This window comes from Blastococcus sp. SYSU D00813, assembly GCF_054050735.1.
In genome coordinates, this window is the sequence record NZ_JBJGZX010000020.1 from 14237 (window position 1) to 30365 (window position 16129).

Below are 16129 nucleotides of genomic sequence, written 5' to 3' on the forward strand. Positions count from 1 at the left end.
TCCGATAGATGTGGCAGGAAGTGTCACGGGGCCGTTGACACGTGTCACCGGGCTCCGTACCTTCGGTCGCGGCCGGGTGATCCGGCCCACATCCGAGGGGCTCCACGGATGCGCGCGCTGGCGAGGAGGCTGGCCGATGTCGGGTGCTGACAGCTACGACGTGGTGGTCGTCGGTTTCGGGGTGGCCGGTGCCGCCGCCGCCCTCGAGGCCGCCCGGGCCGGTGCCCGCGTCCTCGTGCTCGACCGCCGCGGCGTCCTCGTCCGGCCCGGCGCGCTCACCTCCGGTGCGGACCTCGCGCCGGGCGCCCCGGTGCGGGTCCGGCGCCGGTTCCGCTCCCGGCCCCGGACCGCCGTCCCGCCGCTGTCGACGCTGCGGGCCGAGGCCGTGGCGGCCGGCGTGGAGGTGCGCCGCCAGGCCGCCGTGCACGAGCTGATCGTCGAGGACGGCCGGGTGACCGGCGTCGGGTACGCCGCCATGGACCTGCTCACGCCGGCGGGCGCCCGCTACTGGTGGCTGGACCGGCTGAGCGGGTGGACGCCGCGGCTGTCGGCGGGCCTGGCCCGCATGCTGCGGCGGGCGGCCGAGGCGCTGTGGCACGACGCCTCGTCGGTCGGCACGGTCTCGGCCTCCGCCGTCGTGCTGGGCGCGGGCCGGGAGCACTGGGACTTCGTCGGACCGGCCGTCTGGGCCGCCCAGGCCGACTGCCGGCCCGTCGGCACCGCCCGCCGCCGCCGGCTCAGCGTGGTCGCCGACGACGCGGTGGCGCCCACGCCGGAGCTGGAGGTCCGCGCCTGGTGCGCCCGCGAGTCCGGCGGTGCCGTCGACGCCCTGGCCGAGGTCCGGGTCGACCGCGCGACCGGGCAGGTGTGCGCGGGCGAGGCGTCGGCCGTCGCCGGGCTCTACGCGGCGGTCGACGAGCCGGCGGGGCGCGACGAGGTCCCGCCGGGTGACAGCGCCCTGCTCATCGCGGCGGGCCGGCGGGCCGGCCGTGCGGCCGCCGCCGCCCGCCCCCGGCGGGGCCACCTGCGCTCGGTCGGCTGAGCCCCGGCGCCGGGACGACGACGCGCCGGGGGAGGGGCGTCAGCGCCCGAGGAAGCGCGGCGGCCGGTTCTGCCGGAAGGCCGCGATGCCCTCGTGCAGGTCCTCCGTCGTCATGGTGACCGGCTGGGCCATGGCCTCCCACTGCAGCGACGCCTCCAGGCCGGCGGCCGACTGCTCGAGCCCCGTCTTGGTCAGCCGGGCCGCGATCGGCGCGGCCTCGGCCAGCCGGCCGGCGACGGCGAGCGTGTGCGCCAGGACGTCGTCGGCGGTCTCGGTGACCAGCCCCCACCCGAGCGCCTCGGCCGCGGGGACGACCCGGCCAGTGAAGAGCATCTCGCGGGCCCGCGAGACGCCGATCGCCTCGGGCAGCAGCCAGGTGGCGCCCATGCCGCCGTGCGTTCCCCGGAAGATGAACGGGGTGCTGAACTGCGCGCCGGTCGCGGCGAAGCGCAGGTCGCAGGCGAGCGCCAGGCAGACGCCGGCGCCGACCGTCGCGCCGTTGACGGCCGCGAGCACGGGGAACGGCAGCTGCCGGGGCCGCAGCCAGCTCCGGTAGAAGGGCAGCATGCGGTCGCGGAGGCGGTCGATGGTGACGTCGTCCTCCGACCCCTGGTCCAGCCAGGAGAGGTCGGCGCCGGAGCAGAAGGAGTTGCCCTCGCCGGTGACGACGACGACGCGGGTGTCGCGGTCGGCCGACACCCGGTCGAGGGCACGGTTCCACGCGTCGGTCATCTCGGCGGTCATCGCGTTGCGGACGCCGGGGCGGTTGAGCGTCAGCAGGCGGACGCCCGCCGCCGGTTCGGACACCAGCACCGCGTCGCCGGGATCGGCCGCCATCCGTCGTTCCCCTTCCTCCGAGAGAGCGGGTGGACCCTACGTCAGCTCCCACCCCGCCAGACGCCGACGGGGCCCGTGCCAGCGGCACGGGCCCCGTCCGGAGCGGTCTGCGGGACTACCAGGTGAGCAGCGCCGAGGAGCGGGCGGTGTCGTCACCGACGGCGGCCTTGAGCGCGGGGCGCTCGGCGGCGGCCGGCCCGGGCTCGGTGCTGACCAGCCGGGGCCCCGGGGCGAGGGTCCACATCTCGTCCATCAGCGACCGGAGCACCTCGCGGCGCAGCGAGTAGAAGTAGTTGCGGCCCCGCTTGCGCACCTCGATCAGCCCGGCCTGGGTGAGGATCTTGGTGTGGTAGGAGATGGTCGGCTTCGAGACGGGCAGCGTGTCCTCGAGGACGCTGCAGGCCAGCTCCTCCTGCTGCGCCATCTGTTGCACGATGCTCCACCGGATGGGGTCTCCCAGTGCCTTGAAGACCTCCGTCGCGGCGACGGGCTCACGGGTCATGACGGGGTCCCCTCCGGATTCCGCTCACACTCAGTAGTTCAACGAACGTCAATCTAACGCGTCGGCGTCCCTCATGCCCAGCGGTTCGCGCGGTGAACCGTCCCACATCGTTCGAACCGCGGGAACCCGCCGCTGTAGCAGGTCGCACGTCCGGGCCCCGGCGGTGCGCCTGCCCCGGGGTCGCGGGTCCGCGGGCGGCGTCGCCACGGCGCCGGTCACCGGGTGCGTCCCCTCCCGGTCCGGCAGCCGGGACCGGGCGGGCGGGCGGGTCCGGTGGACCGGTGCGCCGGCCGACGGCACCGCCGTCGGCACCTAGCGGCCGGAGCGGGTCGCCGGCCTCCTCCGACGGGCCGGGCGCCTGCGGCGCGTGACCGGGGACGGGGCGCTCGCCGGCGCGCCCGGGTCCGGCGTCGTCCACCGGCCCGCCGCTCGTGAGGCCGGCGGCCCACCGCACGGGCGTCCCCGCCGAGGGCGCACCGGCCCGGAGGAGGGCGCGTGGCCGGACACGTTTCGATTGATTGACAAGCGTCTCGGGCGCGTGGTCTGCTCGCCGTGGTCTGCCCGGCGCGCCCGGGAGGCAGGCCACCCCGCGGTCGACGCCCGCGTCCCGGCGGGCCCGACCCGCGACGGAGAACAGGAGAAGCGGTGGAGCTCGAGCTCACGGCGGACCAGAAGCTCTTCCGGTCCTCGGCCCGGTCGCTGGTGGAGAAGGACCACTCGCTCGACCGCCTCCGTCGGCTGGAGCCCGGGGAGTCCCCGTGGGACCGGGAGTCCTGGCAGCGCGGGGCCGAGCTCGGTTGGGCGGCCACGCTGGTGCCCGAGGAGCTCGGCGGGGGCAGCGTGTCCGGCGAGGGCGTGCGCGACCTGGCGCTGCTGGCCGAGGAGCTCGGCGCCGTCGTGGCGCCGGGTCCGCTGCTGCCGGTCAACGTCGTCCTGGCCGGGCTGGTCGCCGCGCACGGCACCGGCCCCGACCACTCCGCCACCATCGAGGCCCTCGTCGCCGGTGAGCAGATCGCCACCTGGGCGGTGTACGAGCCGGGCGGGCAGTGGGCCCCCGGGTCCGCCCGGGTGTCGGCCACCCCGACCGGCGAGGGCTGGCGGCTCGACGGCACCAAGGACCGCGTCGAGTCCGGGGTCGAGGCCGACCTGCTGCTGGTCACCGCGACCACGCCGGAGGGCCTGGCGCAGTTCCTGGTCCCGACGTCCGCCGAGGGCGTGGACGTCTCGCCGCAGTGGGCCCTGGACCTGTCCCGGTCGCTGAGCGAGGTCCGCCTGGACGGCGTCGTCGTCGGCCCCGACGCCGTGGTGGGCTCGCCGGCCACCACCGCCGAGGTGCTCGAGCGGCAGCTGCAGATCGCGCTGCTCATCCAGTGCGCCGAGCTGTGCGGCGGGCTGGACCGGATGTTCGCCGTCACGCTGCAGTGGGGCTTCGACCGCTACTCCTTCGGCCGCCCGCTGGCCTCCTACCAGGCGCTCAAGCACCGCTACGCCGACATGCGCACGTGGCTGGAGGCCTGCCACGCCACGACCCAGGCCGCCGCCGAGGCGGTCCAGGCCGGGTCGCCGGAGGCGGCCCAGCTGGTCAGCGTCGCGAAGTCGTTCGTCGCCGAGCGGGCCCAGTGGATCCTCCAGGACTGCGTGCAGCTGCACGGCGGTCTCGGCGTCACCTGGGAGCACGACCTGCACCTGTACCTGCGCCGGGCGACGACCGACCGCGCCCTCTACGGCACGCCGGAGGACCACCGCCGCCGGCTCGCCGACCTCTCCTCCCTGTGACCGCGCCGGCTGCGAAGGACTGATCTGCGAGATGACGACCGCCGAGACGGAGAGCGTCGAGTCCTTCCGCGCGCGGGCCCGCGCGTGGCTGGCCGACAACATGCCGCGGCTGGACCCCGACGCACCGCTGCCCGCCCTGGGCGACGACGACGAGGAGTGGGTGCGCGCCCGGGAGCTGCAGAAGATGCTCTACGCCGGCGGCTTCGCCGGCATCTGCTTCCCGCGCGAGTACGGCGGGCTGGGCCTGAGCCCGGCCCACCAGAAGGCCTTCACCGAGGAGACCGCCGGCTACGAGATGCCGGTCCAGCTGAACATCCCGACGTTCAGCATCGTCTGCGCGACGCTGCTCGACATGGGCACGGAGGAGCAGAAGACCGAGCGGATCAGCGCGGCCATCCGCGGTGACGAGGTCTTCTGCCAGTTCCTCTCCGAGCCCAGCGGCGGGTCGGACCTGGCCGGCCTGCTCACCCGCGGCGAGCTGGACGGCGACACCTGGATCCTCAACGGCCAGAAGACCTGGAGCACCTCGGCCTACGCCGCCGACTGGGGCCTGGGGCTGGCCCGCACCAACTGGGACGTCCCGAAGCACCGCGGGCTGACGATGTTCCTGATCCCGACCAAGGCCCCGGGCCTGCAGATGAACCGGGTCAAGATGGTCAACGGCTCCCGCGAGTTCTGCGAGGAGTTCCTCACCGACGTCGCCCTGCCGGCCGCCAACGTCGTCGGCGAGGTGAACAACGGTTGGGCGGTCGCCTCGCGCCAGCTGTTCCACGAGCGCAACGCCGTCGGCGGCGGGTCGCCCTACGTCAGCGGCCTGGCCGGCCGGCCACGCGCCCTCGGCGGGCAGTCGCCCTTCACGGTCGCGCGGGTGACCGGCCGGACGGCCGAGCCGGGGGTGCGCGAGAAGGTCGGCGAGTGGCTGGCCAACGAGACGGTGCAGAACCAGATGGTGTCGCGGGTCAGCCGCGCCATCGGCTCCGGCGCGCTGCCGGCCCCGGGGGCCGCGCTGCTGCGCCTGTTCCACGCCGAGACCTCCCAGCGCTCCACGGACCTGTCGATGGAGATCGCCGGTGCGCAGATCGCCGCGGGCGTCGGCACCGAGGAGGGCGTCACCGGCCGGGTCGGCGTCTCGTACCTGAGCCGGCAGGGCGCGAGCCTCGGCGGCGGCAGCACCGAGATGGGGCGCAACCAGGTGAGCGAGCGCCTGCTCGGCATGCCGCGCGAGTACGCAGCCGACCGCGACGTCCCGTTCAACCAGGTCAAGCGCGGCCGGGCCTGACCCGCCGCCCCCGATCCCCGCCCGCACACCAGCACCCGGAGCTCCCTGATGAACCTCGCGATGATCCTCGACATGGTCGCCGACGGCATGCCCGACCGTGTCCTGATCGGCAACCGGGAGGACGGCCTGACCGGGACGACGCTGCGGGCCAAGGCCGCCGCGGGCGCCGCGCACGTCGCCTCCTCCGGCGCCGACCGGCTGGTCTACCTCGGGCCCAACGGCGCCGGGTTCCCGGTGGCGCTGTTCGCCGCCACGCTGGCCGGCGTGCCGTTCCTCCCGCTGAACTACCGGCTCGGCGAGGAGCAGCTCACCGAGATCATGGGCCGGCAGGAGAACCCGCTGGTGGTGACCGACAGCCCCGAGCGCGTGCCCGGCGCCCGCACCATCGGCATCGACGAGTTCGCCGGGCTGCCCGCCGTCGACGCCGCGCCGCTGCAGGCCTACGAGATCGACTCCGAGTCGGTCGCGGTGCTGCTCATGACCAGCGGCACCACCGCCGCGCCCAAGAGCGCGGTGCTGCGGCACAGCAACCTCACCGCCTACCTGTTCGGCTCGGTGGAGTTCGCCTCGGTCGACGAGAGCGACGCGACGCTGGTCAGCGTCCCGCCGTACCACATCGCCGCGGTCGCGAACTGCCTGTCGAACCTCTACGCCGGCCGGCGCGTGGTCTACCTCGACGTGTTCACCCCGCGCGACTGGCTCGACGTCGTCGAGCAGCAGGGCATCACCCACGCGATGGTCGTGCCGACCATGCTGGCGCGGATCGTGGCCGAGCTCGAGGTCCGCGGCGAGCAGGGGCCGAAGTCGTTGCGCTCGGTCTCCTACGGCGGGGCGAAGATCGCCGCCGAGGTCATCGAGAAGGCGCTCGGCCTGTTCCCGGAGACCGGCTTCGTCAACGCCTACGGGCTGACCGAGACGGCGTCCTCGATCGCCGTCCTGGGCCCGGAGGACCACCGCGAGGCCGTCGCCTCCGGCGACCCCGCCGTCCGCGCGCGGCTCGGCTCGGTCGGCCGCGCGCTGCCGTCGGTGGAGATCGAGGTCCACGACGACGAGGGCAACGTGTGCGCCCCGGGCGTGGTGGGCGACATCGTCGTCCGCGGGCCGCAGGTGGCGGGGGAGTACCTCGAGCAGGGCAGCAAGGTGCAGTCCGACGGCTGGTTCCCCACCCGCGACCGCGGCTACGTCGACGAGGGCGGCTTCATCTTCGTGCGCGGCCGGTCCGACGACACGATCATCCGCGGCGGCGAGAACATCGCCCCGGCCGAGATCGAGGACGTCCTCGGCCGGCACCCCGCCGTCCTCGAGGCCGTCGTCGCCGGCGTGCCCGACGTCGAGTGGGGCCAGGTCATCGGCGCCTTCGTGGTGCTGCGCCCGGGGGCGGAGGCGACCGAGGACGAGGTCCGCCAGTGGGTGCGCGAGCGCCTGCGCGGCTCCAAGACCCCCGACCGGGTGGTCTTCGTCGACGAGTTCCCCACCACGCCCACCGGCAAGGTGGTCCGCCGCGAGCTGGTGGCCCTGGTCGGCCAGCCCGCCTGAGCCCAGCCCTCGAGCCGGCCCGTCTCGGGCCGACCGCTCCGCACCATCCGCACGACCCGCCCGGCCGGCCGGCCGACGGCGCCGACCGACGTCGGCGCCCGCACCGGCCGGCCGGTTCGTCGTCGATCGTCGCGGAGCGGTCGAACGCGCTGGTCAGCGCGCTCTCGGGGCGTCGAGCGCGCACTGTGAGCCACGACGCAACTGGGCCTTGAGTTCGACACTTCGATGGATATACTCCGTATCGACTCAGGTGCGAGGGAGGTCCCGCTGACCTGCACGTCGAGCGCGGTCCGCGGGGCCGCGCCGGCGTCCCGAACCGCCTGACCACCCGGCGGGATCCTGCCGGACGGGTCCCCCTGTCGAGAAGCTGAGGTTGCATCGCGTGTTGAGACCGATGGAAGGCGTCCGGGTCCTCGAGGTCGCCCAGTTCACCTTCGTCCCCTCCGCCGGCGCCGTGCTGGCCGACTGGGGTGCCGACGTCATCAAGATCGAGCACGCGGAGAAGGGCGACGCGCAGCGCGGCCTGGTCAAGGCCCTGGGCCACGACGTCACCGGCAAGAACAGCTTCGCGCCGATCATGGACGGCCCCAACCGCGGCAAGCGCAGCCTGGGCCTGTCGCTGGAGAAGCCCGAGGCCCGGCGGGTGCTCGAGGAGCTCATCACGAGCAGCGACGTCTTCCTCACCAACTTCCTGCCCGAGGCGCGGCGCAAGCTGGGCATCGACGTGGACGACGTCCGCGCGATCAACCCGAAGATCATCTACGCGGTGGGCTCGGCCTTCGGCTACGCCGGTCCCGAGGCGGAGAAGGGCGGCTACGACGGGACGGCGTTCTGGTCCCGCGCCGGCGGCGCCGACACGGCGACCCCGCCCAACTACGACGGCCTCATCCAGCAGCCCGGCGGCGCCTACGGCGACAACATCGGCGGCATGACGATCGCCGGCGGCATCTCCGCCGCGCTGTTCGCCCGCGAGCGCACCGGCGAGGCGGCCACCGTCGACATCTCGCTGCTCGGCGTCGGCGCCTGGGCCGGCCAGATGAACATCGGCCTCGCGCTCATGGCCGGCGGCCCGCTGCCGAAGTTCGACCCCAAGGCCGGCAACATCTCCAACCCGCTGACCGGCACCTACCGGACCAAGGACGACCGCTACCTGTCACTGGTCATGCTGCAGCCGGGCCGCTACTGGCCGGACTTCGTCGAGAAGGTCGGCCACCCCGAGCTGGCCACCGACGAGCGCTTCGACTCGGCCGAGAAGCTGATGCAGAACTCCAAGGCCGCGGCGGAGATCGTCGCCGAGATCATCGCGTCGAAGACCAAGGACGAGTGGCTGCCCGCCTTCCAGCAGATGGAGGGCCAGTGGGCGGTCGTGCAGAACACCTACGAGGTCGGCAACGACCCGCAGCTGCTGGCGACCGGCAACGTCGCCGACGTCACCGACGCCGAGGGCAACCCGCGCAAGCTGATCACCAACCCGGTGCACTTCAACCGGACGGCGCCGACGCTGACCCGCGGCCCGCTGTTCGCCGAGCACACCGACGAGATCCTCGCCGAGCTCGGGCTCTCCGACGAGGAGGCCATCCAGCTGAAGATCGCGGGCGCGGTCACGTGAGCGAGGCGCTGACCACGGACCGGGTCGGCTTCATCGGCCTGGGCAGCCAGGGCGGCCCGATGGCCCGGCGGATCGTCGAGGACGGCGTCCCGACGGTCCTGTGGGCCCGCCGGCAGGAGACGCTCGACGCCTACGCCGACACGAAGGCCGAGTACGCCTCGTCCGTGGCGGACCTGGCGGCGCGGGTCGACGTCGCCTGCGTCTGCGTGGTCGACGACGCCGGGGTCGACGAGGTCGTCTCCGGCCCCGGGGGGCTGCTGTCGGCGATGGCGCCCGGGGGCGTGATCGTCGTGCACAGCACGGTGCACCCCGACACCGTGGCGCGGGTGGCCGAGCAGGCGGCGGCGAAGGGCATCGCGGTGCTCGACGCCCCGGTCAGCGGCGGCGGCCCCGGCGCCGAGGCGCGCACGCTGCTCGTGATGGTCGGCGGCGACGCCGAGGTGCTCGAGCGGGTCCGCCCGGTCTTCGCGACCTACGCCGACCCGGTCGTCCACCTGGGCCCGGTCGGTGCCGGCCAGCGCGCGAAACTGATCAACAACCTGATGCTCACGGCCAACCTCGGCGTCCTGGAGAGCGCGTACGCGCTGGCCAAGTCGCTGCAGGTCGACCCCCAGCAGCTCAGCACGGTGCTCAGCCACGGCAGCGGCAACAGCTTCGCCGTCAACGTCCTGCGGACCCCGGACTTCGTCCTCGGCCCGCTGGGCGCCATGGCCGGCCCGCTGCTGCAGAAGGACGCCCGCCTGGTCATCGACCTGGCCCAGGCCGAGGGTGCCGAGCCCGGCACCGTCCTCGTGGCCGCGGACGCCGCCCTGGCCTCCATGGGCTGTCCCCGGTGACCTGCACCCACGCGCGGACGACGCCGGCCGGGTCCGCCCGGCCGGCGTCGCCGCCCCCCGCCCGCACGGAGCGCTGACGTGCTCCCCGACGACGCGAGGGTCGTGTCCGTCGACGACCACGTCGTCGAGCACCCGCGGGTGTGGCTGGACCGGCTGCCCCTGCGCCACCGCGAGGTGGCCCCGCAGGTCGAGCGCGGCCCCGGCGGCCGCGACACGTGGCTGTTCGAGGGCGAGCCGGTGGCGGACTTCGGCCTCGACGTGGTCGCCGGCAAGGACCCGCACGACATCGGCGTGGGCCCGCTGGGCTACGCCGACATGCGGCCCGGCTGCCACGACGTGGCCGAGCGCGTCCGCGACATGGACGCCGACGGCGTGTGGGCGCAGATGTGCTTCCCCACCTTCGCCGGCGCCGCGGGCACCCGGTTCCTCCGCGCCCGCGACCGGGAGCTGGCCACCGCCTGCGTCCGGGCCTACAACGACTTCGTCCTCGACGAGTGGTGCGACTACGCGCCGGACCGGCAGATCCCGCTGGTGCTCGTCCCGTTCTGGGACGTCCCGGCCGCCGTGGCCGAGGTCGAGCGGACGGCGGCCCTGGGCGCCCGCTCGGTCAGCCTGCCCGAGGCGCCGCACCGGCTGGGCCTGGCCTCCTACCACTCCGACCACTGGGACCCGCTGCTGCGCGCCTGCGAGGAGACGGGCCTGCCCGTCTCGATGAACCTGGCGTCGGGCGGGGCGCCGCAGGGCGTGGCGCCGGACGCCGACGCCTTCGTCACCATCGCGCTGTTCGGCATCGGCTCGGTCATGGCCTGCGTCGACCTGCTGATGTCGCCGGTGTTCCACCGCTTCCCGCAGCTGCGGGTGGTGCTGTCCGAGGCCGGCATCGGCTGGATCCCCTACGTCCTCGAGCGCACCGACTACTCGTGGGAGCGGCACCGCTTCTGGTGCGACGTCGACGCCGACCGCCGCCCGTCGGAGCTGTTCCGCGACCACGTGTACGGCTGCTTCACCTCCGACCAGGCCGGCATCGACCAGCGGTACGCGATCGGCGTCGACCAGATCCTGTTCGCCAGCGACTACCCGCACGCCGACTCGAACTGGCCGCACACCCGCAAGGTGCTGGGCGAGCAGCTCGTCGGCGTCCCCGACGACGAGGCCCGGCTGATCGCCGAGGGCAACGCCCGCCGCCTCCTGCGCTTCCCCGCCTGACCCCGACCGACCCCTGACCGTCCCCCGACACCCGAGGAGCACCGTGGAGCTGGGATTCATCGGCGCCGGCCGCATCGGCCGGCCCATGATCGGTCGGCTGGTGGCCGCCGGTCACCAGGTGCGCGTGCTCGACCGGTCCGAGGCCGCGCGCGAGGCCGTGGCCGCGCTCGGCGCCACCCCCGTGGACGACGTCGCGGCGGTGGCGCGCGGCGCGCAGGCGGTCCTGCTGTGCCCCTACAGCGACGCCCAGGTCCGGGAGATCGCGCTCGACGGCGGCCTGGTCGACGCCATGGAGCCGGGCACGGTGCTGGTGATCCACACGACCGGCAGCCCGCTGACCGCCACCGGCATCGCCGAGCGCGCGGCGGCGAAGGACGTCGAGGTCGTCGACGCCCCGATCAGCGGCGGCCCGCCGAACATCGAGGCCGGCGCCGTCACCCTCTACACCGGCGCCAGCGAGGCCGGGCTCGAGCGGGCCCGGCCGGTGCTGTCGGCCTACGGCGACCCGATCGTGCACCTGGGCCCGACGGGTGCCGGGCAGCAGGTGAAGCTCATCAACAACGCCGTCTTCGCGGCCAACATCGGGATCATCGCCGAGGCCGTGCGGCTGGCCGGCGAGCTCGGGCTCGACGAGGGCGCGGTGCTGCGCGGCATCACCAACGGCAGCGGCAACAGCATGGCGCTGGGCGGCGCCGCGCACGCCGGCTCCATCGCCACCTTCGGCCGGGCCGTGGGCGAGTTCGTCGGCAAGGACGTCGCGGTCGTCAAGCAGGTCGCCGCGCAGCTCGGCGTCGACCTGGGCGAGATGACCGGCCCGCACCGCGTGCTCGCCGACCTGCTGCTGCCCGAGCACCGCGCGCTCCTGCTCGCCGACGCGAGCGCCTGACCCGTCCACCCGTCGCGGCAGTGGGGCCGCGACGACCCCCTGAGGAGGAGACCGACATGGCCTACCCCGTGGACCGCATGCTCATCGACGGCGAGCTCGTGCCCGCCGGCACGGGCCGGACCTTCGACAACGTCAACCCGGCCACCGAGGAGGTCATCGGCGCGGTCCCCGACGCCGACGCCACCGACCTCGAGCGGGCCATCGGCGCCGCCCGGCGCGCCTTCGACACCACCGACTGGTCGACCAACACCGAACTGCGCCGCCGTTGCCTGATCCAGCTCCGCGACGCCCTGCGCGCCGAGGTGGAGACGCTGCGCGAGCAGGTGGTCGCCGAGACCGGCTCCCCGGTCATGCTCACCCAGGGCATCCAGCTCGAGGCGCCGATCGGCTTCTTCGACCACTACATCGACCTGCTCGAGAGCTACGAGTTCGAGAAGCCGGTGCCCACCAAGGAGCTCATGGGCCAGCGGGTCGACCGGGTCATCCGGCGGGAGGCGGCCGGCGTGGTCGCGGCCATCACGCCGTGGAACTACCCCTTCTACCTCAACGTCTGCAAGATCGCGGGCGCCCTGGCCGCCGGCTGCACCGTGGTGCTGAAGCCGGCTCCCGACACCCCGTGGAGCGCGCTGGCCATCGGCGCCATCGCCGCCGAGCACACCGACATCCCCGCCGGCGTCCTCAACGTGGTCACCACCAGCGACAACTCGGTCGCCGAGATCCTGGCCACCCACCCCGACGTCGACCAGGTGACCCTCACCGGCTCCACGGCCACCGGCCGCAAGGTGATGGCCGCCGCGGCCGGCACCGTCAAGCGGGTCACCCTCGAGCTGGGCGGCAAGTCCGCGGCGATCCTGCTCGACGACGCCGACCTGCAGGCGGTCATCCCGATGCTCGCCGGCGGGGTCTGCGCGCACGCCGGCCAGGGCTGCGCCCAGCTGACCCGCCTCCTGGTGCCGCGCTCGCGCTACGAGGAGGCCATCGCCATCGCCGCCGCGGTCATGCCGCACGTGCCGTGGGGCGACCCGACCGAGCCCGGCACCGTCATGGGCCCGGTCGTGAACGCCCGCCAGCGGGACAGCATCCTGCGCTACATCCAGTCGGCCCGGGACGAGGGCGGCCGCATCGCCTTCGGCGGCGAGCCGGTGGACCGCGAGAAGGGCTACTTCGTCCCGCCGACCCTCATCGCCGACGTGGACCCCAAGTCCACCGTCGCGCAGGAGGAGATCTTCGGGCCGGTCCTCGTCGTGCTGCCCTACGACGACGAGGAGGACGCGATCCGGATCGCCGACAGCACGATCTTCGGCCTGTCCGGCGCCGTCTACAGCGCCGACCCCCAGCGTGCCCTGCGGGTGGCCCGCCGGCTGCGCACCGGGACCGTCGGCGTCAACGGCGCCCAGTGGTTCGACGTGCAGTCCCCCTTCGGCGGCTACAAGCAGAGCGGCCTCGGCCGCGAGTGGGGGAACGAGGGCCTCGAGGACTTCCTCGAGGTCAAGACCATCGCCTTCCCCGCGGTCGACTGACCGCGGGCTCGAGAGGAACGGAGAGGACATCCAGTGGGACGTGTTGAGGGCAAGGTCGCGTTCGTCAGCGGTGCCGCTCGCGGGCAGGGGCGCAGCCACGCCCTGCGCCTGGCCGAGGAGGGCGCCGACATCATCGCGGTCGACATCTGCAAGGACATCGCGACCAACGAGTACCCGCTGGCCACGCCGGACGACCTGAAGGAGACCGTCCGGCTGGTCGAGGCGCAGGACCGGCGGATCATCGCCGTCGAGGCCGACGTCCGGGACCGCGCGCAGATCGCCGCCGCCATGGAGCAGGGCATCGCCGAGCTGGGCAAGCTCGACGTCGTCGTGGCCAACGCCGGCATCATGCCGCTGGGCGGCCAGCCCAAGCTGCAGGCCTGGACCGACGTGGTCGACACCAACTTCCTCGGTGTCGTCAACGCCGTCCACGCGGCCCTGCCGCACCTGGGCCAGGGCGCCTCGGTCATCTGCACCGGCTCGGCCGCGGCGTTCATGACCGGTCAGGGCATCGCCCAGCCCGGCGTCGACCCGGGCGGCTCGGGCTACAGCTACGCCAAGCGGATGGTCGCCGAGTTCGTGCACGAGATGGCCCGCCAGTGCGCCCCGCAGCTGATCCGCGTCAACGCGGTGCACCCGACCAACTGCAACACCGACATGCTCAACAGCGCGCCGATGTACCGCGCCTTCCGGCCGGACCTGGAGAACCCCACCCGCGAGGACGCCGTCCTCGCCTTCCCGGCCCAGAACGCGCTGCCCATCCCGTACGTGGAGCCGGTCGACATCAGCAACGCCGTCGTCTACCTGGCCTCGGAGGAGTCCCGGTACGTGACCGGCCTGCAGCTGAAGGTCGACGCCGGCTCGTACCTGAAGTTCCACGACTGGCACGCCTGAGCCCGCCGTGTCCGAGACCATGCCGGCAACGCAGAGGAGCACCCGCATGAAGATCCGAGTCGACGGCGACATCTGCCAGGGCCACACCCTGTGCGCCATGACCGCCCCCGACCTCTTCGCGCTCAGCGACGAGGACGGCCACGCCTGGGCGATCAACGAGGACGTCCCCGAGGGCCAGGAGGAGCTCGCCCGCGAGGCGGCCCGCTCCTGTCCCGAGCAGGCCATCGTCATCACCGAGTGACGGCGGCACCGCAGGAGGGACGCGCATGAGCATCGACGAGACGACCGCCCCCCGGGTGGACGACGAGTCGCGCAAGGAGGGGCGCCGCATCGTCCTCGACCGGCACGGCCCGGAGTACCGGACCGAGTTCGTCGAGTGGGCGCAGCGGCTGCACGCCGGTCCGCGCATCGCGTGGAACGACACCCACGGCGGCTACTGGTTCGTCAACGGCAACCAGGAGCTGTTCGACGTGGCGCGCCGGTCCGACGTGCTCTCCAACGACCACGACATCCACAACCGGCGGCGCGGGTACAAGGGGATCAACATCCCCCCGCCCGAGGGCAACAGCGGCACCATCGGCGGCTTCCTGGAGATGGACCCGCCGCGGCAGCGGTACTACCGCAACGCGCTGAACCCCTACCTGTCGCCGGCGGCGGTGGCGCGGTGGCAACCGGTGCTCGACGAGATCACCCGGGCCGCGATCGACGAGCGGATCGAGACCGGCTCCATCGACTTCGTCGAGGACCTGGCCAACATCGTCCCGGCGGTGCTGACCATGGCGCTGCTGGGCCTGCCGCTGGAGGACTGGGTCGTCTACAACGAGCCGTCGCACGCCAGCGTGTACACGCCCATCCACTCGCCGGACTACCCGCGGGTGCGCGAGCTGTCCATGCAGATGGGCATGCGGCTGTTCGGCAGCATCCAGGAGGCGCGGAGCAACCCGCGTCCCGGCCTGCTGAACGCGATCATGAACGCCGACCTCGGGGGCGAGCGACCCGAGGACGACCTCGAGATCGTCGGTGTGGTCATGCTGCTGATCGGTGGTGGCTTCGACACCACCACCGCGCTCACCGCGCACGCCCTCGAGTGGCTGGGGGAGCACCCCGACCAGCGGGAGCGGCTGCACCGGGAGTGGGACACGCTGCGCGACAGCGCGACCGAGGAGTTCCTGCGCTTCTACACCCCGGCGCAGGGCGACGGCCGCACGGTCTCCGACGACGTCGAGATCGACGGCGTGCAGTTCCGCGAGGGCGACCGGCTGTGGCTGTCGTGGGCCATGGCCAACCGGGACGAGCAGGTGTTCCCGGACCCGCACGAGATCAAGCTGGACCGCACGGGCAACCGGCACGCCAGCTTCGGCCTCGGGGTCCACCGGTGCATCGGCTCGAACGTCGCCCGCGCCGGGTTCAAGACGATGACCAAGGCCGTCCTCGACCGGATGCCGGACTACGTGTGCGACCCCGCCGGGACCGTGCACTACGAGACGACCCAGGTCATCAACGGCATGCGGCACCTGCCGGCCACCTTCACCCCCGGGCAGCGCCAGGGCCCGGGGCTGGAGGAGACCATCGCGAAGCTGCAGCGGGTCGTCGACGAGCAGCGGCTCGCCGAGCCGATCACCGTCCGCAAGGAGCGCGCGCAGCTGGGCTGAGCGCCGGACGCGCGACCGGGTCCGGGGGGTGCCCCCGGACCCGGTCGCCGTGTCGTCGGCCCGCCCGGCGGGCCGCCCCCCGTCCCACCCCCACCACCTGCCTCGTCCCGAGGCCCGCCCCCGAGTCCGCGGGCGGGCCGCACGAGGTCCCGCACCGTTGGAGCACCCCATGACCTACGTGATCGCCGAGCCCTGCGTCGACGTCCTCGACCGGTCCTGCGTGGACGCCTGCCCGGTCGACTGCATCTACGAGGGCGGCCGGATGGCCTTCATCCAGCCCGAGGAGTGCGTCGACTGCGGAGCCTGCGTGCAGGTCTGCCCGGTGGAGGCCATCTACTACGAGGACGACCTCCCCGAGGAGTGGGCCGGCTTCACCGCGATCAACGCGTCCTTCTTCGCAGGCGTCGGCTCGCCCGGCGGCACCCCGAACCTGCCCAAGGGCACCGTGCCGGACCCGCCGGAGGTCACGGCGCTGCCCCCGCGGCCGGCCGAGGACTGACCCACCCGCGGCGGGCCGTGCCCGGCGCGTGCCCCACCCCACCGGAGCGGACCCG

General features: G+C 73.9%; 15 protein-coding genes. 13 read left to right on the plus strand and 2 right to left on the minus strand.

The genetic code is table 11. The features are described from left to right. The first annotated feature begins 136 nt into the window (after nt 1-136). Complete coding sequence (locus ACI8AX_RS14620; protein ID WP_456550558.1) at nt 137-1042, plus strand: FAD-dependent oxidoreductase; 906 nt, start codon at nt 137-139, stop codon at nt 1040-1042. A 39-nt stretch (nt 1043-1081) separates the two neighbouring features. Here ACI8AX_RS14620 and ACI8AX_RS14625 read toward each other — a convergent pair whose 3' ends face one another. Both ACI8AX_RS14625 and ACI8AX_RS14630 read right to left on the minus strand, forming a co-directional pair. Beyond that, entirely contained in the window at nt 1082-1879 is a 798-nt protein-coding gene (locus tag ACI8AX_RS14625) for an enoyl-CoA hydratase/isomerase family protein (RefSeq protein WP_456550559.1), read from the minus strand. 115 nt (nt 1880-1994) lie between these two features. Further along, nucleotides 1995-2381, minus strand: coding sequence for an ArsR/SmtB family transcription factor (locus tag ACI8AX_RS14630; protein WP_456550560.1), 387 nt, complete (start codon nt 2379-2381; stop codon nt 1995-1997). A 645-nt stretch (nt 2382-3026) separates the two neighbouring features. On the opposite strand from ACI8AX_RS14630, the gene ACI8AX_RS14635 reads away from it, so the two are divergent. From ACI8AX_RS14635 to fdxA, 12 genes are all read left to right on the plus strand, one after another. Then, nucleotides 3027-4157 (plus strand): acyl-CoA dehydrogenase family protein, encoded by a 1131-nt coding sequence (locus tag ACI8AX_RS14635; protein ID WP_456550561.1) that lies wholly within the window; start codon nt 3027-3029, stop codon nt 4155-4157. 31 nt (nt 4158-4188) lie between these two features. After that, the gene (locus ACI8AX_RS14640) at nt 4189-5436 is read left to right on the plus strand and encodes an acyl-CoA dehydrogenase family protein (RefSeq protein ID WP_456550562.1); all 1248 of its coding nucleotides are present in this window, start codon (nt 4189-4191) and stop codon (nt 5434-5436) included. A gap of 48 nt (nt 5437-5484) precedes the next feature. Beyond that, nucleotides 5485-6972 (plus strand): class I adenylate-forming enzyme family protein, encoded by a 1488-nt coding sequence (locus ACI8AX_RS14645; RefSeq protein WP_456550563.1) that lies wholly within the window; start codon nt 5485-5487, stop codon nt 6970-6972. A 382-nt stretch (nt 6973-7354) separates the two neighbouring features. Then, the gene (locus ACI8AX_RS14650) at nt 7355-8581 is read left to right on the plus strand and encodes a CaiB/BaiF CoA transferase family protein (protein ID WP_456550564.1); all 1227 of its coding nucleotides are present in this window, start codon (nt 7355-7357) and stop codon (nt 8579-8581) included. Beyond that, nucleotides 8578-9417 carry an NAD(P)-dependent oxidoreductase gene (locus ACI8AX_RS14655; protein WP_456550565.1) on the plus strand — a complete coding sequence of 280 codons (840 nt, stop codon included), beginning with the start codon at nt 8578-8580 and terminating at the stop codon, nt 9415-9417. Before ACI8AX_RS14650 ends, ACI8AX_RS14655 begins: the two co-directional genes overlap by 4 nt. A 78-nt stretch (nt 9418-9495) precedes the next feature. Next, nucleotides 9496-10623 (plus strand): amidohydrolase family protein, encoded by a 1128-nt coding sequence (locus ACI8AX_RS14660; protein ID WP_456550566.1) that lies wholly within the window; start codon nt 9496-9498, stop codon nt 10621-10623. Nucleotides 10624-10666: 43 nt separating this feature from the next. After that, a complete protein-coding gene (locus ACI8AX_RS14665) occupies nt 10667-11509 on the plus strand; it encodes an NAD(P)-dependent oxidoreductase (RefSeq protein WP_456550567.1) in 843 nt (280 codons plus the stop codon). Nucleotides 11510-11565: 56 nt separating this feature from the next. Then, nucleotides 11566-13029, plus strand: a complete 1464-nt coding sequence (locus ACI8AX_RS14670) for an aldehyde dehydrogenase family protein (protein ID WP_456550568.1) — start codon at nt 11566-11568, stop codon at nt 13027-13029. A gap of 33 nt (nt 13030-13062) precedes the next feature. Next, nucleotides 13063-13923 (plus strand): mycofactocin-coupled SDR family oxidoreductase, encoded by an 861-nt coding sequence (locus tag ACI8AX_RS14675; RefSeq protein WP_456550569.1) that lies wholly within the window; start codon nt 13063-13065, stop codon nt 13921-13923. 46 nt (nt 13924-13969) lie between these two features. Next, nucleotides 13970-14164, plus strand: coding sequence for a ferredoxin (locus ACI8AX_RS14680; protein WP_456550570.1), 195 nt, complete (start codon nt 13970-13972; stop codon nt 14162-14164). 25 nt (nt 14165-14189) lie between these two features. Then, a complete protein-coding gene (locus ACI8AX_RS14685) occupies nt 14190-15575 on the plus strand; it encodes a cytochrome P450 (protein ID WP_456550571.1) in 1386 nt (461 codons plus the stop codon). 169 nt (nt 15576-15744) lie between these two features. Next, complete coding sequence (gene fdxA / locus ACI8AX_RS14690; RefSeq protein ID WP_456550572.1) at nt 15745-16074, plus strand: ferredoxin; 330 nt, start codon at nt 15745-15747, stop codon at nt 16072-16074. The last annotated feature ends 55 nt before the right edge of the window (nt 16075-16129 follow it).

Bases quoted from the DNA above. Each gene is read 5' to 3' on its own strand.
- ACI8AX_RS14670 (WP_456550568.1), top strand. From the start codon at position 11,566: ATGGCCTACCCCGTGGACCGCATGCTCATCGACGGCGAGCTCGTGCCC.
- ACI8AX_RS14630 (WP_456550560.1), bottom strand. From the start codon at position 2,381: ATGACCCGTGAGCCCGTCGCCGCGACGGAGGTCTTCAAGGCACTGGGA.
- ACI8AX_RS14640 (WP_456550562.1), top strand. From the start codon at position 4,189: ATGACGACCGCCGAGACGGAGAGCGTCGAGTCCTTCCGCGCGCGGGCC.
- ACI8AX_RS14680 (WP_456550570.1), top strand. From the start codon at position 13,970: ATGAAGATCCGAGTCGACGGCGACATCTGCCAGGGCCACACCCTGTGC.
- ACI8AX_RS14625 (WP_456550559.1), bottom strand. From the start codon at position 1,879: ATGGCGGCCGATCCCGGCGACGCGGTGCTGGTGTCCGAACCGGCGGCG.
- ACI8AX_RS14620 (WP_456550558.1), top strand. From the start codon at position 137: ATGTCGGGTGCTGACAGCTACGACGTGGTGGTCGTCGGTTTCGGGGTG.
- ACI8AX_RS14685 (WP_456550571.1), top strand. From the start codon at position 14,190: ATGAGCATCGACGAGACGACCGCCCCCCGGGTGGACGACGAGTCGCGC.
- fdxA (WP_456550572.1), top strand. From the start codon at position 15,745: ATGACCTACGTGATCGCCGAGCCCTGCGTCGACGTCCTCGACCGGTCC.
- ACI8AX_RS14645 (WP_456550563.1), top strand. From the start codon at position 5,485: ATGAACCTCGCGATGATCCTCGACATGGTCGCCGACGGCATGCCCGAC.